The sequence below is a fragment of the Roseibium sp. AWQ4_290 genome (assembly GCF_056160985.1).
This window is the reverse complement of the sequence record NZ_JBSWYG010000001.1, coordinates 131132-145242: the sequence shown is the minus strand read 5'-3', so window position 1 is coordinate 145242 and position 14111 is coordinate 131132. Positions and strand designations below refer to the sequence as shown.

Sequence of the window (14111 nt, the reverse complement as noted above, 5' to 3'; positions counted from 1 at the left end):
TAGACTGTTGGGCAATCAAAACCGCTTCCAGAGGAGTTACGGTTATGCGCATTGGTGTGCCGAAGGAAATCAAGAACCACGAATACCGGGTCGGCCTGACGCCGGACAGTGTCCATGAGATGATTGCACACGGCCACGAGGTGGTTGTGGAAACCAATGCCGGTGCCGGTATTGGCGCAAGCGATGCGGACTATGAAACGGCCGGAGCGAAGATTCTCGCAACTGCGAAGGATGTCTTTGATGCAGCGCAGATGATAGTGAAGGTCAAGGAACCGCAGGCGGTGGAGCGCGCCATGCTGCGCCCGGACCACATTCTGTTCACCTATCTGCATCTGGCGCCCGACGCGGATCAGACCGCCGATCTGGTCAAATCCGGAGCAACCTGCATTGCCTATGAAACGGTCGTCGACGCCAAGGGCGGCCTGCCGCTGCTGGTGCCCATGTCCCAGGTTGCCGGACGCCTGTCCGTGATTGCCGGTGCCAAAGCGCTGGAAAAGGCGCAAGGAGGTTCCGGAACGCTTGTGGGCGGCGTGCCCGGTGTGGCGCCGGCCAAGGTGGTCGTGATCGGCGGCGGGGTTGTCGGCTCCCATGCCATCACCATGGCCCTGGGCCTCGGTGCTGATGTGACGGTTCTGGATCGGAACACCTCTGTTCTCGGCCAGCTGTCCCAGACCTTCGGTCCGGCGCTGAAAACCGTCTACTCCACCAAATCCGCGCTGGAAAAGCACGTTCTGGATGCTGACATGGTGGTTGGAGCCGTGCTGGTGGCCGGGGCAGCAGCGCCCAAGCTGGTGTCAAGAGATCTGGTCAATCGGATGAAAGCAGGGTCGGTTCTGGTGGATGTGGCCATTGACCAAGGCGGCTGCTTTGAAACCTCCAGGGCGACCACCCATTCCGACCCGACCTACATCATCGACGAGGTGGTGCATTATTGCGTGGCCAACATGCCGGGCGCCGTGCCGAAGACTTCCACTTATGCGCTGAACAACGCAACGCTGCCCTTCGCCCTGGCTCTGGCCGACAAGGGCGCAAGCCAAGCGCTTCTGGACGACCCGCATTTCCTTCCGGGCCTCAATGTCATTGGCGGTCAGGTAACCTGCCAGGCCGTCGCCGAGGCGCTCGGATATGACTATGTCGATCCCGCCGTGGCGCTGTCGCAAAAGGACACCAGCCAGGCGGCCTGAGGCCAAGGGAATGGCAATGGTGTGAATTCCGAATATCGGAAGGGCTGTCATTTGGATCAGCAGATGGTCCAGGGATAGCCCTTTCAGTGCCAGTTTAGAACCTCGTGCAGACTTATCGCACGAGGTTCTAAACTGGCGTCAAATCTGCCGGAGTTGCTCCGGCGTCTCTACTGGTTTGTTCCCGGAAGCGGAAGACAGACATCTTCTGCCGCGCTCACAGGGAAAGAACACAGTCCGATTCTCAAGAAACCTTAAGGGCAGCGGACCTTGTAAGGGGTGCCGTTCTGGTCGTGGGCAATGCAGTTGCGCGGTGTTGTGACAACGCCGACCAGGCCACCGCCAACGGCGCCCAGAGCTGCACCCGCGAGGGTCGCGTTGACCGTTGAACCGGCGACAGCGCCAATAGTCGCGCCGGTTGCAGCGCCAAGGCCTGCGCCGATCAGCATGCGGTCGCGCTGGCTTTCCGTGTTGACGCAGCCCGCTAGCAGCAGGGCGAGAACCGGGAAGGTGAGAATCGGTTTCATCCGCAGACCCTTGGATCAAGTAAGTTGTCCAAGGGTGCGGATCTATGGTTAACAGAACCTTACCAAACCCGGGTTATCCAAACCCGATCCGCCGGTTGATGCAGGCCGGACGCGCCGCGGAGCTGAATTTCCCGCAGGCCGAACCGTCACGGTGTGGTTGCGGCCCCGATCATGGCACCTGCGCCCGCGCCGATGGCTGCACCGGCCAGAACCGGGGCTGCGCCAGCTCCGACCGCCGCCCCGACAACCGCGCCGGTCGCAGCGCCGATGCCGCCGCCAATCAGGGCCCTGTCCGTTTGCCGGGTGGTGCTGCATCCGGCAAGAAGTGTGGCCGTCATGGCCACCACAAGAAGTTTTTTCATGCTATCCGCCTGTGAAACCCGATAGGCTTCCCATGTGCTCCGCAGAGGCCCAGAAGAAGCGCTAACATTCTGAGTGAGACCAACATTTCAATGCTTACTTCAATCTGATTAAGCATTTGTTGACCTTGTGGACAGCATTGCCTTTTGCACATTTTTTAAACGCAGCTCAGCCACGCCCAGGTCGGGTCTTTTTGATCCGGCCTGCTTTTCAATCTGTATCAGAGAGTTTTGAACGCCCTTAAGATGCGTTACGGGCAGGCGACCCGGTAGGGGTTGCCGTACCGGTCATAGGCGACGCAGTTTTTCGGCGTCGTAGCGGCCCCGACAATCGCACCACCTGCAGCACCAATGGCAGCGCCGGCCAGAGCCGGTCCGGCCCCGTTTCCGGCAGCAGCGCCGATGATGGCGCCAGTTGCTGCCCCAAGACCACCGCCCACAAGGGCGCGGTCCGTTTGGCTGTCAGACTGGCAACCGGCCAGAAAAGCGGCCAGTGCGGCAACAAATACAAGTTTCTTCATCGTCTCATCCATCCTGCCGGCCTGTTGCCGGATCAAGCTTTTTCGAGGCGGGCACAGCATATGCAGTGCCCATCTCAAACGTATCGTTTGGCCTTACGGGCAGGCGACCCGGTAGGGGTTGCCGTATCGGTCATAGGCGACGCAGTTTTTCGGAGTTGTGGCCGCACCGACCACCGCACCACCGGCTGCCCCGATTGCACCGCCGACAAGGGCGCCGCCGACGTCGCCCGTGGCAGCTGCGCCGATGGCCGCACCGGTGGCCGCACCGAGACCGCCGCCAATAAGAGCACGGTCCGTCTGACTGTCGGACTGGCAGCCGGCAAGGGCGCCTCCCAGTGCTGCAAGCAGAACAAGCTTCTTCATCAATGGTAACTCCCTTTGACGCCGTTTCCGTGGCGTGATCAATAGTTTAAAGTCTGCCCGAGACTAAGCTGCTTTGAATGCGGGGGCAATCTATCAATTTCCGCAGTCCGACGTGCAGCCTTGCAAAGGCTCATCCTGGCGACATCTGAGCCGCGATAGAGATCGTGTGCGTTGGGCAAAAATATGACGTTGGTGCGAGCAGGGAGCATGCAGGGGCCGCCGTCGTCCGCATCAGTGCCGGTTTATCCCTTGAGAACAGACAGCAATCCGCGGGTCGAGGCATCCTTACCATCCGTGGAGATCTCTCCCTTGACCATGGGCAGAAGCGCAGTGGCCAACTCCTTGCCGAGTTCAACACCCCATTGGTCGAAGGAATTGATTCCCCAGATCGCGCCTTCCACGAAAACCCGGTGTTCATAAAGCGCAATCAGGCGGCCGAGTGCGAACGGGGTCAGCTTGTCATAGGCAAGGGTGAGGGACGGCCGGTCGCCGGGAAACACTTTGTGCGGGGCCAGGCGCTCCACGTCCTCCTGAGACAGACCGGACGCACTCAAAAGCGCCTTGGCCTCGTCCAGCGTCCGGCCAAGCATCAGAGCTTCCGACTGGGCTAGACAATTTGCCATCAGAAGATCGTGATGATGGGCTAGATCGTCCTCATGCCCGTTGGCAGCGATCAGAAACTCGCACGGGATCACCGTCGTTCCCTGGTGAAGCAGCTGGTAGAACGCATGCTGGCCGTTGGTGCCGGGCTCGCCCCAGACCAGAGGTCCCGTCTCCTGGTCCACCGGGCTGCCGTCGAGACGCACCCGTTTGCCGTTGGATTCCATATCCAGCTGCTGCAGATAGGCGGGCAGGCGGGACAGGCGCTGGTCATAGGGCAGGACGGCGCGGGCGGTATAGCCCAGAACGTCCCGGTGCCAAATGCCGATCAAGGCCATCAGAACCGGCAGATTCTCCTCAAGCGGAGCTGTCTGGAAATGGGTGTCGAGGGCGTGGGCTCCCTCCAGAAAGTCGTTAAAGGCATCCGGGCCAACTGCGATCATCAGGGGCAGGCCGATGGCTGACCAGACCGAATAGCGTCCGCCGACCCAGTCCCAGAAGCCAAAGACACGGCTTTCCTCGATGCCGAAAGCGGCCACCTTGTCGAGGGCGGTTGAAACGGCCGCAAAATGCGTACCGACCGCCTCTTCCCCCAATGCTCCCGCAATCCAGGCACGGGCGGTGGCCGCGTTGGTCATGGTCTCAATGGTGGTGAACGTCTTGGAGGCGACGATCACCAGCGTGGTGGCCGGGTCGAGCTTTTCCAGCGTATCGGCAATATGAGCGCCATCCACATTGGAGACGTAATGCAGTTCCGGCCCGTCGTGATAGGGGGCAAGGGCCAGGGTGGTCATGGCCGGGCCGAGATCCGAGCCGCCAATGCCGATATTGACCACGTCAGTAAAAGGGGCCCCGGTCGAGGAGGACAGGTCGCCGGAGCGGACCGCCTCGGCAAAGGCTGCCATGTTGTCCAGAACAGCCCGGACATCGGGCATGACATCCTGCCCATCGACGAGAACGGGCGTGCCGGACACATTGCGCAGGGCTGTGTGCAGCACGGCACGCTGTTCCGTTCCGTTGATTTTTTCGCCCGCGAACATCGCAGCCCGGCGGCCTTCCACATCGGCGCTTCTGGCAAGGTCCAGAAGGCCGGCCAGGGCCTTGGCGTCGATCTTGGTCTTGGAATAGTCGAGAACCAGATCATCCAGGCTGGCGGAAAAGCGGTCAAACCGGTTCGGGTCGCTGGCAAACAGGTCCCGGAGGGTGGTGGTGGTCAAATGCCCGGCCACCTGCTTGAGCGACACAAATGCTGCTTCATGCGCCATGAAAAGTCCCCTTGAAATCTATGTATAACCGCTTGAATTTCCGTCTATTGGCAGGTGGTGCCAAAGGCATTTGAGCCTCGGCTTCAGATACCACAGCCGCCGGACAGAAGGGAGAAGAAATTCCCGATGGGCCAAGTCCGGTCCGCAGTCTGTCATATGTCCGGCCTCATATGGTTCTATCCTAAGATTCTGATGCATTTTCAGTATTGAATTGAGAAGATATTAGGGGTTTCAAGCGATGATCAGTTTCCCTTTGCCGATGAAGACAAACGCCACAATAAACGCAATCAGGACCTCGACAGGACCTTTTCATGAGCCCATCAAAAACCCCTGAAAATCTGGTTCATCTTCTGGACAACCCGGACGCGCGGGAAGATGTGCTTGTTGTGGACTTCGACACACTCGCCGCCATTGAGGGAGTCTTGTCGAATGTAAATCGATGGGGCTGCTGTCTGACGTCGGACCATGTGGGCGATCTCTACAAGAATATCGGCATCAAGCTGGCCTCTTCCAGAAGCCTGACCAAGGCCCTCGTGACCTCGGTCAAGGGCAATGAGGCAGCCGTTGTGTTTTCAACGGCAGAAACGTCGTTCAGCGACAAGCGCCGGGAAAAGCGCAATGATGTCAAAATTTCCGCCAAGATCACCGATCTGGAAGGGTTGACGGAACTGTCGGTCGTGATCGTTGATGCCGCCAATAATGGTTGCAAGATCAAGGGTGAAGGGCTGACCAGCCTGCCGGATGAGATCCTGCTGGCAATGTCGAAATTCGAAAAACCGGTTGTTGCCGAATTCGCATGGCGTAACGACACTTCCGCTGGCCTGCGCCTCCTGTGGGACCGCACCCTGGAAGAAACCGAAAAGCAAGGCGCCGCCTGACGCGCAGGCGGGCGCGTATATGTCCGGCTTAAGCGCTCAGGGCGGCCGCTGCCTTGGCGCGCTCTTCAATGCCGCCCCAGTCCTCGGCGGCAATGGCTTTGGCATCTGCGATCCAGGACCCTCCGACACACAGCACATTCGGCAAGGCCAGATAGTCCGGAGCCTTGTTGAGGCTGACGCCGCCGGTCGGACAGAATTTTGCAGCGGCCAGCGGCGACGACAGGGACTTCAGGTAGGACGCGCCCCCTGCCTGCTCCGCCGGAAAGAATTTCAGCCGCTCATAGCCGCGTTCCAGAAGATACATCACCTCTGAAGCTGTTGCTGCGCCCGGCAGCAGCGGCACACTGTGATCGTCGGCGGCATCCAGCAGGGTTTCGGTTGCCCCGGGAGAGACAATGAACCGGGCTCCGGCGGAGACGGCAGCATCATATTGCTGGCCGTTCAAGACTGTGCCAGCCCCGACGATCGCCCCTTCCACATGCTCATTGACGGCATCAATCGCTTCCAGAGCATGCGGGGTGCGCAAGGTGATCTCAATGGCCGGCAGGCCGCCGCGCACCAGTGCCTTTGCCATCGGAACCGCTTTTTTGGGGTCTTCCACCACCAGCACCGGAATGACCGGTGCGGCGCACATGACGGTTTCGATCTTGGCTATGTCTTGGGCCATCTAAGTCTCCAAAGGTCAGTCAACAGAGCAAGCCGGGGAAACCGGACGACCGGTTTTGCCTGGCGAGCGGGAAATCAACAGGGCAGAGCCTTTCCTGGAAGCAGCGTAAAGGGAAAGGGCTCTCACGCCAGCAGGAAGGCCCGGGCCTGCCCGCCATCACAAGGTCTCAGGCGCCGAACACATGGGCGCCGGTATCGGCGGCGCCGACATTGGCCCGGAAGGCCGCGAAGAGGTCCCGGCCAACCCCGGCCTGATGGGCGCTCAGGTCGGCTGTGGCGGCGGGACGGGCGTTGAACTCGGCTTCGTCGACCAGAACGCTCAAGTCTCCGCTGACCGCATCAATGCGGATTATGTCTCCATCCCGGATCTTTGCGATCGGGCCGCCATTGGCGGCTTCCGGGGTCACATGGATTGCGGCCGGCACCTTGCCGGAGGCGCCCGACATACGCCCGTCGGTGATGAGGGCCACCTTGTAGCCCCGGTCCTGAAGAATGCCCAAGCATGGGGTAAGCTTGTGCAGCTCCGGCATGCCCATGGCCTTGGGACCCTGAAAGCGTACAACAGCAGCCACGTCCCCCTTCAGTTCCTTGTTGTTGAAGGCGGCCAGGAAATCATCCTGGGAGTGGAACACCCGGGCCGGGGCTTCCAGAATGTGCCGCTCCGGGGCAACCGCTGAAATCTTGATGACCGCCTTGCCGAAATTCCCGGTCAGCATTTTCAGGCCGCCGGTCGGCTGGAACGGTTTTGACAAGGGCGCCAGTACGGTCTCGTCGCCGGAGTTTTCCGGTGCATCTTCCCGGTGGATGTTGCCTGTGTCATCCAGCTTGGCCTCCACGGTGTATCCCGACAAGTCCGTGCCATAGACCGTCTTGACGTCCTGATGCAGATAGCCGTGAGACAGGAGTTCGCGGATCAGGAAGGCCAGCCCGCCGGCCGCCTGGAAGTGGTTCACATCCGCCTTGCCGTTGGGATAGACCCGGGCGAGCAAAGGCACCACATCTGACAGGTCGGATATGTCGGTCCAGGTCAGCTTGATGCCGGCGGCTGCGGCAATGGCCACCAGATGCATGGTGTGGTTGGTAGAGCCGCCGGTGGCATGCAGGCCAACCACGCCGTTGACGATGGCCTTTTCGTCGATCACTTCCCCGGCCGGGGTGTAGTTGTTGCCCAGGGCCGAAATGGCAAGGGCCCGTTTGGCCGCTTCCTTGGTCAAGGCATCGCGCAAAGGCGTGCCCGGATTGACGAAGGAGGCGCCGGGCATGTGCAGGCCCATGATTTCCATCAGCATCTGGTTGGAATTGGCCGTGCCGTAGAATGTGCAGGTGCCGGGGGAGTGATAGGCCTTGGATTCGCTTTCCAGCAGTGCGTCCCGGCCGACTTTGCCTTCCGCATACAGCTGGCGCACCTTGGCCTTGTCGTCATTGGAAATGCCCGTGGTCATCGGACCGGCAGGCACGAAGACAGCCGGAAGATGGCCGAAGGACAGGGCGGCAATGGCAAGGCCGGGCACGATCTTGTCGCAAATGCCTAAGAAAACCGCTGCGTCAAACATCTGATGGGAGAGGCCGACGGCGGCCGCCATGGCGATCACGTCGCGGGAAAACAGCGATAGTTCCATGCCGTCCTGTCCCTGGGTAACACCATCGCACATGGCCGGGACGCCCCCGGCCACCTGGGCGACCGCACCGATCTCATGGGCGGCCGTGCGGATCAGATCCGGATAGGTTTCGTAAGGCTGGTGGGCCGACAGCATGTCGTTATAGGCGGTGATGATCCCCAGATTGGCCACCACATCTCCGGACAGGGCCTGTTTGTCGGACAGGCCGCAGGCGGCAAAACCGTGGGCGAGATTGCCGCAGGACAGGCGCGAGCGCTGCGGGCCTTGGTCGGCCGCCTTGCCGATGCGCTCAAGATAGTGCGAGCGGCTGTCATGGCTGCGTTTGACGATCCGGTCTGTCACCTCGCCAATGCGATCCTGAATTGTCATGCTTCGGGTCCTTTCCTGGCCGGTTCCGGCTGGGTGGGGGAGGCCAAACTCTTCGGGTGTTCAGGCCCGGGGTTATGTTAATCGATTTAGGTGACAGGCAGCGCACAGGACATTGTCCTGTGGCCCGCTCTTGAGTCTTGTTCTCAATCGCCGTCGTCTTCCGCCCAGGTGCGGCCATCCCGCTCCACCAGGGCGATGGAGGCGGACGGGCCCCATGTTCCGGCGGTATAGCCTTTAGGGGTGTCCTTGGAGGCGGCCCAGGCCGCCTGGATCGGATCGATCCAGGCCCAGGCCGCATCCACTTCATCCCGGCGCATGAACAGGGTCTGGTTGCCCCGGATGACATCCATGATCAGACGCTCATAGGCATCCGGATTGCGCACCTTGAAGGCCTCGGCAAAGCTCATGTCAAGCGGCACCTGGCGCAGGCGCATGCCGCCGGGGCCTGGGTCCTTGATCATGATCTGCATCTGCACGCCCTCATCTGGCTGAAGGCGGATCAGCAGCCGGTTGGCGGTGATCTTACCAGCTTCCGTGCCAAAGATGGAATGGGGGATCGGGCGGAACTGGACAACGATTTCCGACACTCGCTGCGCCAGACGTTTGCCGGTACGCAGGTAAAACGGCACGCCGGACCAGCGCCAGTTGGCGATTTCTGCTTTCAGCGCAACAAAGGTTTCCGTGCGGCTGTCCGAATTGCCCAGCTCATCCAGATATCCGGGCACGGCGCCCCCGGCCGACGCTCCGGCCCGGTACTGGCCGCGTACGGTCAGCTTGTCCGCATTGTCCGCAGTGATCGGGGCGAGCGCTTTCAGCACTTTCAGCTTTTCGTCGCGCACACTGTCCGCATTCATGGATTCGGGTGGCTCCATGGCCACCAGGCAGAGCAGCTGCAACAGGTGGTTCTGGATCATATCGCGCAGAGCCCCGGCGGTATCATAATAGCCGGCGCGGCCGCCGACCCCGAGAGACTCGGCCACCGTGATCTGGACATGGTCGATATGGGCCGCATTCCAGAGCGGTTCAAAAAGTGCATTGGCAAAGCGCAGGGCCATCAGGTTCTGAACGGTTTCCTTGCCCAGATAGTGGTCGATCCGGAAGATCTGATGTTCCTTGAACACCGCCCCGACCGTGTCGTTGAGGGCTTTGGCGGACGCACCGTCCTTGCCGATGGGCTTTTCCATGACGACACGGGCGCAGTCATTGACGACACCGATCTTGCCCAGATTCTCGCAGATCGTGCCGAAGAGGTCTGGGCCGACAGCCAGATAGAAGGCCCGGATCACGCCGTCGCGTTCGTCCAGAACGGTCTTGAGGGTTTCAAAGCCTTCGCCGGTGGCAATATCGATCTTCACGTAGCGCAGGCGTTTCAGGAACCGGGTCAGATGGCTGTCATCCAGATCATTGACATGTTCCTCAAGCGCCTTTCGGGCCCAGTCCCGGTAGTCATCGTCGGAATAATCACGGCGCGCGCTGCAAATAATGCGGGCCTCTTCGGGCATCTGCCCGTCAGCATCGCGGTGGTAAAGAGCCGGCAGAAGTTTGCGGTGCGCCAAGTCGCCGGAGGCGCCGAACACCACCAGGTCAAATTCCTGAACTTCAATGACGCGTACCGCCATAAGACATCCTTCCAACAATGAGCCGTTCTACCGCACTGCCGAAGACCGGCCGTTCTGACGGGGTTTTAAATCGATTTAATTCTGTTGTCAGCCCTTCATTGAAGCGCTGACCACTCTTTTTCGAGTTCACCGAGCCGCGGCAGGTCGGCTCCTCTGCGCGAACAGGTGATCCCGGCGGCTGCGACGGCGAACTCAAGAAGGCGATTGAGGCGTGTTTCGTCAAGAGTGCTGAGCGAATTTCTGTCTGTCGCACCAAGTTTTTTCAAACCGGCCAAAAGCGCGGCCTGAAAGGTGTCTCCGGCGCCAACCGTATCTTCCAGCGAGACTCTTGTTCCCGGGCAGGTTGTCTGAAGTCCGGCGGCATAGGCGGTGGCGCCGTCGCCGCCCCGGGTGACGATGACAAGGCTCGCTCCGAGGCTCAGCCAGCGGCGGGCAATCGTATCGGGCGAGGCGTCCGGGGCAAGCAGATGAAGGTCTTCATCGCTCACTTTGACGATGTCGGTCAGGGGGATCAGCGCTTCTGTGTTGCGGTGCCACAATTCCATGTCCGGTTCAACGGTCGGGCGAATGTTCGGATCAAAGGAAATAAGTGTTTGGGCGTGCTCGCGTTCGATCAGGGCCTTGAGCGCGCCGGCCACCGGCTCCACCAGGGCCGTATAGGAACCGATATGGAGAAAGCCTGGCGGGGTGCTGAAAACCGGCAGGTCGGCGGGCGTCACCATCCGGTCGGCGGCATTGGCCCCGTAGAACGTATAGGCGGGCTGGCCCCTGGCATCCTTTTGCACCAGGCTGAGCGTGGTCAGATAGTCTGTGCGCAGGATGAACGCATCTGAAACGCCTTCCTTGCGGAATTTGGCAACCAGCCGCTCGCCAAGTGCGTCCCTTGAAATGCCGCCAAAAAAGGCGGCCTCTTCCCCGAGCCGGGCCAGCCCCATAGCCACGTTGAACGGCGAGCCGCCGATGCGGGCATCAAAGGAGACGCCGTCTTCAGCACCGTCACCGCCGAACAGGTCATAAAGGGCTTCGCCGCAGATCAGGAACATGAGAGGCCGGACTTTCTGTCTTGAGGGAGGTTGGAGCGGATCAGGCCGCCAGGCTGTCCGGCGGTTCCATGGCCCCGGTCATGATCGCCACCGCATCGGACATGGTGAAGTCGGATGGTTTGATCACGCAGGCGCGGCGGCCGAGCCGGTGAATGTGAATGCGGTCGGCCACCTCAAACACGTGAGGCATGTTGTGACTGATCAGAACGATTGGCAGGCCGCGGGCCTTCACGTCGTTGATCAGATCGAGCACCCGGCGGCTTTCCTTGACACCCAGGGCGGCCGTCGGCTCGTCCATGATCACCACCTTGGAGCCGAATGCGGCCGCACGCGCCACGGCAACGCCCTGGCGCTGGCCCCCCGACAGGGTTTCCACCGCCTGGTTGATGTTCTGGATGGTCAGCAGGCCGAGATCGCTCAGCTTCTGCCGGGCAATCTCCTCCATCTTGCGCCGGTCCAGCTGGCGGAACCAGGCGCCCATGAAGCCCGGCTTGCGCAATTCGCGGCCCATGAACATATTGTCGGCGATTGACAGGGCAGGGGACATGGCCAGGGTCTGGTAGACCGTTTCGATTCCTGCATCGCGGGCCTGGATCGGCGAGGCGAACTGCACCGGCTTGCCATCCAGCAGAATCTCGCCCTCATCGGGAATGACCGCACCGCTCAGGGCCTTGATCAGGGTGGACTTGCCGGCCCCGTTGTCGCCGATCACGGCGAGGATTTCACCGGGATAGAGCTCGAAATCGGCATGGTCCATGGCCACCACACGGCCGTAGCGCTTGACCAGTTTGCGCGCTTGCAAGACAGGTTCCATCAGACCGATACCTTTCTGATCCATTGGTCGACCGTTGTCGCCGCGATGATAAGGACGCCAATCAGCATGAAGGTCCATTGCGGGTCTGCCCCGGCCATTCTGAGGCCCAGTTCGAAAACGCCCACAATGAGGGCGCCGAAAAACGCTCCGAGAATGGAACCGCGGCCGCCAAAGAGAGAGATGCCGCCGATCACGACGGCAGTGATGGCCTGGATGTTGCCAATGACGCCGGTGGTCGCAGATGGGGACACGGAGCCGAACCGGCCGATCATGACCCAGCCGGCAAAGGCGCAGATAAGCCCGACCAGCGCATAGACCTGAATGATGGTCCGGTTGGTGTTGACGCCCGCCAGCTTGGCAGCTTCCGGGTCATCCCCGACCGCATAGACATGCCGTCCCCATGCGGTCTGGCGCAGGATATAGGCAAGCACGACCACGAGCACACACATGAAGACAACCCCCATGGTGAAGGTGGCGCCCCAAATTTGGAACTTGGTGCCGAAGAGATGCAGGAAGGGGGCGTTGGCCTCAATGTCTTGAGAGCGGATCGTTTCGTTTTGCGAATAGATATAGTTGGCGGCAAGCACGATCTGCCACATGCCGAGAGTAACGATGAACGGGGGCAGCTTGACCTTGGCCACCAGCCAGCCGGATCCGGCCCCGATCAGCGTTCCAGCGATCAGGCCACAGGCAACGGCAACCGGAGCAGGCAGGCCATAGCGGAAGGTAAACTGGCCCATGATGACCGAGGTCAGCACCGCAATCGCCCCGACGGACAGGTCGATCCCGGCGGTCAGGATGACAAGGCTCTGGGCGGCGGCCAGAACCCCGACGATCTGGACTTGCTGCAGGATCAGCGTCATGGCGAAGGGGGAGAAGAATTTCGATCCGAGCAACGCTCCGAAAACGGCAATGGAGAGAACCAGAACGATCAGCGGCACCAGAAACGGGTGCAGGTGTAGCGTGTGCTGGATCCTGTGCCCGAACCCGTGTTGGTCATCTTCAAAGGAGGCGACTGCCTGCGGACTGGACGCAGCGGCGGCTTCGAAATCCGCCGGCCCGCCGGAGGGTCTGCTGTCTGAGGTCATGCCCGTGTTCCCGTTGGTGCGGTGTTGGATGCGTTTTTTCAAAGTTGAAGACTGGCAAAGGCGTCAGCGGTCCGGCGTCAGGCGCTGCTTTGGCAAAGCGCGGTTCCGGACCCTTGAGCGGCTCCAAAAAGGGGCAAGGTTGCCCATGCCCCTTCAGGTGTTTGACCGGATGCGGGCCTTAGCCCCAGCAAAGATCCGTGCCCTTGGCGGTGTCGATGGACTCAACCCCGTCGACCGGCTTGTCGGTCACCAGGGATACGCCCGTGTCGAAGAAGTTCTTGCCCGGGGTCGGTTCCGGCTTGGTGCCGCTGTCGGCCCAGGCCTTGATGGCTTCGATGCCGAGGGAGGCCATCAGCAGCGGATATTGCTGGGAGGTCGCGCCAATGACGCCATCCTTGACGTTCTGGATGCCCGGGCAGCCGCCATCGACCGAGACGATCAGCACGTCACTTTCCCGGCCAATCGCCTTGAGCGCTTCATAAGCACCTGCCGCCGCCGGTTCATTGATCGTGTAGACCACATTAATGAACGGGTCCTTGGCCAGAAGGTTTTCCATGGCCTTACGGCCGCCTTCTTCGTTGCCGGCCGTAACGTCATTGCCGACGATGCGCGCATCGGTCTCATCGCCCCATTTGTTCGGGTCGCCAAGATCAATGCCGAAGCCCTTCAGGAAGCCCTGGTCGCGCAGCACGCCAACTGTTGGCTGGCTGATGGCAAGATCCAGCATTGCGATCTTGGCGTCGGCCGCGTCATCGCCCAATGTGGCGGCAGCCCATTTGCCGATCAGCTCACCGGCCAGGAAATTGTCGGTCGCAAAGGTCGCGTCGGCCGCGTCAATCGGGCTCAGTGGCGTATCGAGGGCAATCACCAGAAGACCGTTGTCGCGGGCCTGCTGCACGGCTGGCACAATCGATGATGTGTCGGATGCGGTCAGCAGGATGCCCTTTGCACCGTCAGCGATGCAGGTTTCAATGGCTGCCACCTGGGTTTCATGATCGCCGTCGACCTTGCCGGCATAGGATTTCAGCTCGATGCCGAGTTCGGCGGCCTTGGCTGAAGCGCCTTCCTTCATTTTCACGAAGAAAGGGTTGGTATCCGTTTTCGTGATGAGGCAGGCGGAAATGTCGGCGGCAGCTGCAGGTGATGCCGCCATGGCGGCAAGAACTGAACCAGTCGCGAGTAGTTTGCGGATCATGTGT

General features: G+C 60.9%; 14 protein-coding genes. 2 read left to right on the top strand and 12 right to left on the bottom strand.

Features of this window, described 5'->3' with window-relative positions:
* Positions 1-44 precede the first annotated feature (44 nt).
* Positions 45-1184 (top strand): alanine dehydrogenase, encoded by a 1140-nt coding sequence (gene ald / locus ACXAH0_RS00615; RefSeq protein WP_475188302.1) that lies wholly within the window; start codon positions 45-47, stop codon positions 1182-1184.
* 251 nt (positions 1185-1435) lie between these two features.
* On the opposite strand, the gene ACXAH0_RS00610 is transcribed toward ald, so the two are convergent.
* From ACXAH0_RS00610 to pgi, 5 genes are all read right to left on the bottom strand, one after another.
* On the bottom strand, positions 1436-1708 hold the full coding sequence (locus ACXAH0_RS00610) for a hypothetical protein (RefSeq protein ID WP_475172703.1): 273 nt from the start codon (positions 1706-1708) through the stop codon (positions 1436-1438).
* Between the two features lie 146 nt (positions 1709-1854).
* Positions 1855-2070: a bacteriocin gene (locus ACXAH0_RS00605; RefSeq protein WP_475172705.1), complete on the bottom strand. Its 216-nt coding sequence runs from the start codon at positions 2068-2070 to the stop codon at positions 1855-1857.
* A gap of 248 nt (positions 2071-2318) precedes the next feature.
* Positions 2319-2588 carry a lipoprotein gene (locus ACXAH0_RS00600; RefSeq protein WP_475172706.1) on the bottom strand — a complete coding sequence of 90 codons (270 nt, stop codon included), beginning with the start codon at positions 2586-2588 and terminating at the stop codon, positions 2319-2321.
* A 93-nt stretch (positions 2589-2681) separates the two neighbouring features.
* Positions 2682-2951, bottom strand: coding sequence for a glycine zipper domain-containing protein (locus ACXAH0_RS00595; RefSeq protein ID WP_475172708.1), 270 nt, complete (start codon positions 2949-2951; stop codon positions 2682-2684).
* A 242-nt stretch (positions 2952-3193) separates the two neighbouring features.
* Positions 3194-4816 carry a glucose-6-phosphate isomerase gene (gene pgi, locus ACXAH0_RS00590; protein ID WP_475172709.1) on the bottom strand — a complete coding sequence of 541 codons (1623 nt, stop codon included), beginning with the start codon at positions 4814-4816 and terminating at the stop codon, positions 3194-3196.
* Between the two features lie 311 nt (positions 4817-5127).
* On the opposite strand from pgi, the gene ACXAH0_RS00585 reads away from it, so the two are divergent.
* Complete coding sequence (locus ACXAH0_RS00585; protein WP_475172712.1) at positions 5128-5694, top strand: PilZ domain-containing protein; 567 nt, start codon at positions 5128-5130, stop codon at positions 5692-5694.
* A 28-nt stretch (positions 5695-5722) separates the two neighbouring features.
* Here ACXAH0_RS00585 and eda read toward each other — a convergent pair whose 3' ends face one another.
* The 7 genes from eda to ACXAH0_RS00550 form a co-directional block, all read right to left on the bottom strand.
* Complete coding sequence (eda, locus tag ACXAH0_RS00580; protein WP_475172714.1) at positions 5723-6361, bottom strand: bifunctional 4-hydroxy-2-oxoglutarate aldolase/2-dehydro-3-deoxy-phosphogluconate aldolase; 639 nt, start codon at positions 6359-6361, stop codon at positions 5723-5725.
* Between the two features lie 166 nt (positions 6362-6527).
* Positions 6528-8348: a phosphogluconate dehydratase gene (gene edd / locus ACXAH0_RS00575; RefSeq protein WP_475188300.1), complete on the bottom strand. Its 1821-nt coding sequence runs from the start codon at positions 8346-8348 to the stop codon at positions 6528-6530.
* A gap of 143 nt (positions 8349-8491) precedes the next feature.
* Positions 8492-9967 carry a glucose-6-phosphate dehydrogenase gene (gene zwf / locus ACXAH0_RS00570; RefSeq protein WP_475188299.1) on the bottom strand — a complete coding sequence of 492 codons (1476 nt, stop codon included), beginning with the start codon at positions 9965-9967 and terminating at the stop codon, positions 8492-8494.
* Positions 9968-10062: 95 nt separating this feature from the next.
* Positions 10063-11010, bottom strand: a complete 948-nt coding sequence (locus tag ACXAH0_RS00565) for a carbohydrate kinase family protein (RefSeq protein WP_475188297.1) — start codon at positions 11008-11010, stop codon at positions 10063-10065.
* Positions 11011-11050: 40 nt separating this feature from the next.
* Positions 11051-11848 (bottom strand): ATP-binding cassette domain-containing protein, encoded by a 798-nt coding sequence (locus ACXAH0_RS00560; RefSeq protein ID WP_475172720.1) that lies wholly within the window; start codon positions 11846-11848, stop codon positions 11051-11053.
* The gene (locus tag ACXAH0_RS00555; protein WP_475188294.1) at positions 11824-12912 is read right to left on the bottom strand and encodes an ABC transporter permease; all 1089 of its coding nucleotides are present in this window, start codon (positions 12910-12912) and stop codon (positions 11824-11826) included. Before ACXAH0_RS00555 ends, ACXAH0_RS00560 begins: the two co-directional genes overlap by 25 nt.
* 178 nt (positions 12913-13090) lie before the next feature.
* Complete coding sequence (locus ACXAH0_RS00550; protein ID WP_475172724.1) at positions 13091-14107, bottom strand: substrate-binding domain-containing protein; 1017 nt, start codon at positions 14105-14107, stop codon at positions 13091-13093.
* Positions 14108-14111: the final 4 nt, after the last annotated feature.

Bases quoted from the DNA above. Each gene is read 5' to 3' on its own strand.
- ACXAH0_RS00610 (WP_475172703.1), bottom strand. From the start codon at position 1,708: ATGAAACCGATTCTCACCTTCCCGGTTCTCGCCCTGCTGCTAGCGGGC.
- zwf (WP_475188299.1), bottom strand. From the start codon at position 9,967: ATGGCGGTACGCGTCATTGAAGTTCAGGAATTTGACCTGGTGGTGTTC.
- ACXAH0_RS00550 (WP_475172724.1), bottom strand. From the start codon at position 14,107: ATGATCCGCAAACTACTCGCGACTGGTTCAGTTCTTGCCGCCATGGCG.
- ald (WP_475188302.1), top strand. From the start codon at position 45: ATGCGCATTGGTGTGCCGAAGGAAATCAAGAACCACGAATACCGGGTC.
- edd (WP_475188300.1), bottom strand. From the start codon at position 8,348: ATGACAATTCAGGATCGCATTGGCGAGGTGACAGACCGGATCGTCAAA.
- eda (WP_475172714.1), bottom strand. From the start codon at position 6,361: ATGGCCCAAGACATAGCCAAGATCGAAACCGTCATGTGCGCCGCACCG.
- ACXAH0_RS00595 (WP_475172708.1), bottom strand. From the start codon at position 2,951: ATGAAGAAGCTTGTTCTGCTTGCAGCACTGGGAGGCGCCCTTGCCGGC.
- ACXAH0_RS00605 (WP_475172705.1), bottom strand. From the start codon at position 2,070: ATGAAAAAACTTCTTGTGGTGGCCATGACGGCCACACTTCTTGCCGGA.
- ACXAH0_RS00585 (WP_475172712.1), top strand. From the start codon at position 5,128: ATGAGCCCATCAAAAACCCCTGAAAATCTGGTTCATCTTCTGGACAAC.
- ACXAH0_RS00555 (WP_475188294.1), bottom strand. From the start codon at position 12,912: ATGACCTCAGACAGCAGACCCTCCGGCGGGCCGGCGGATTTCGAAGCC.
- ACXAH0_RS00560 (WP_475172720.1), bottom strand. From the start codon at position 11,848: ATGGATCAGAAAGGTATCGGTCTGATGGAACCTGTCTTGCAAGCGCGC.
- ACXAH0_RS00600 (WP_475172706.1), bottom strand. From the start codon at position 2,588: ATGAAGAAACTTGTATTTGTTGCCGCACTGGCCGCTTTTCTGGCCGGT.
- pgi (WP_475172709.1), bottom strand. From the start codon at position 4,816: ATGGCGCATGAAGCAGCATTTGTGTCGCTCAAGCAGGTGGCCGGGCAT.
- ACXAH0_RS00565 (WP_475188297.1), bottom strand. From the start codon at position 11,010: ATGTTCCTGATCTGCGGCGAAGCCCTTTATGACCTGTTCGGCGGTGAC.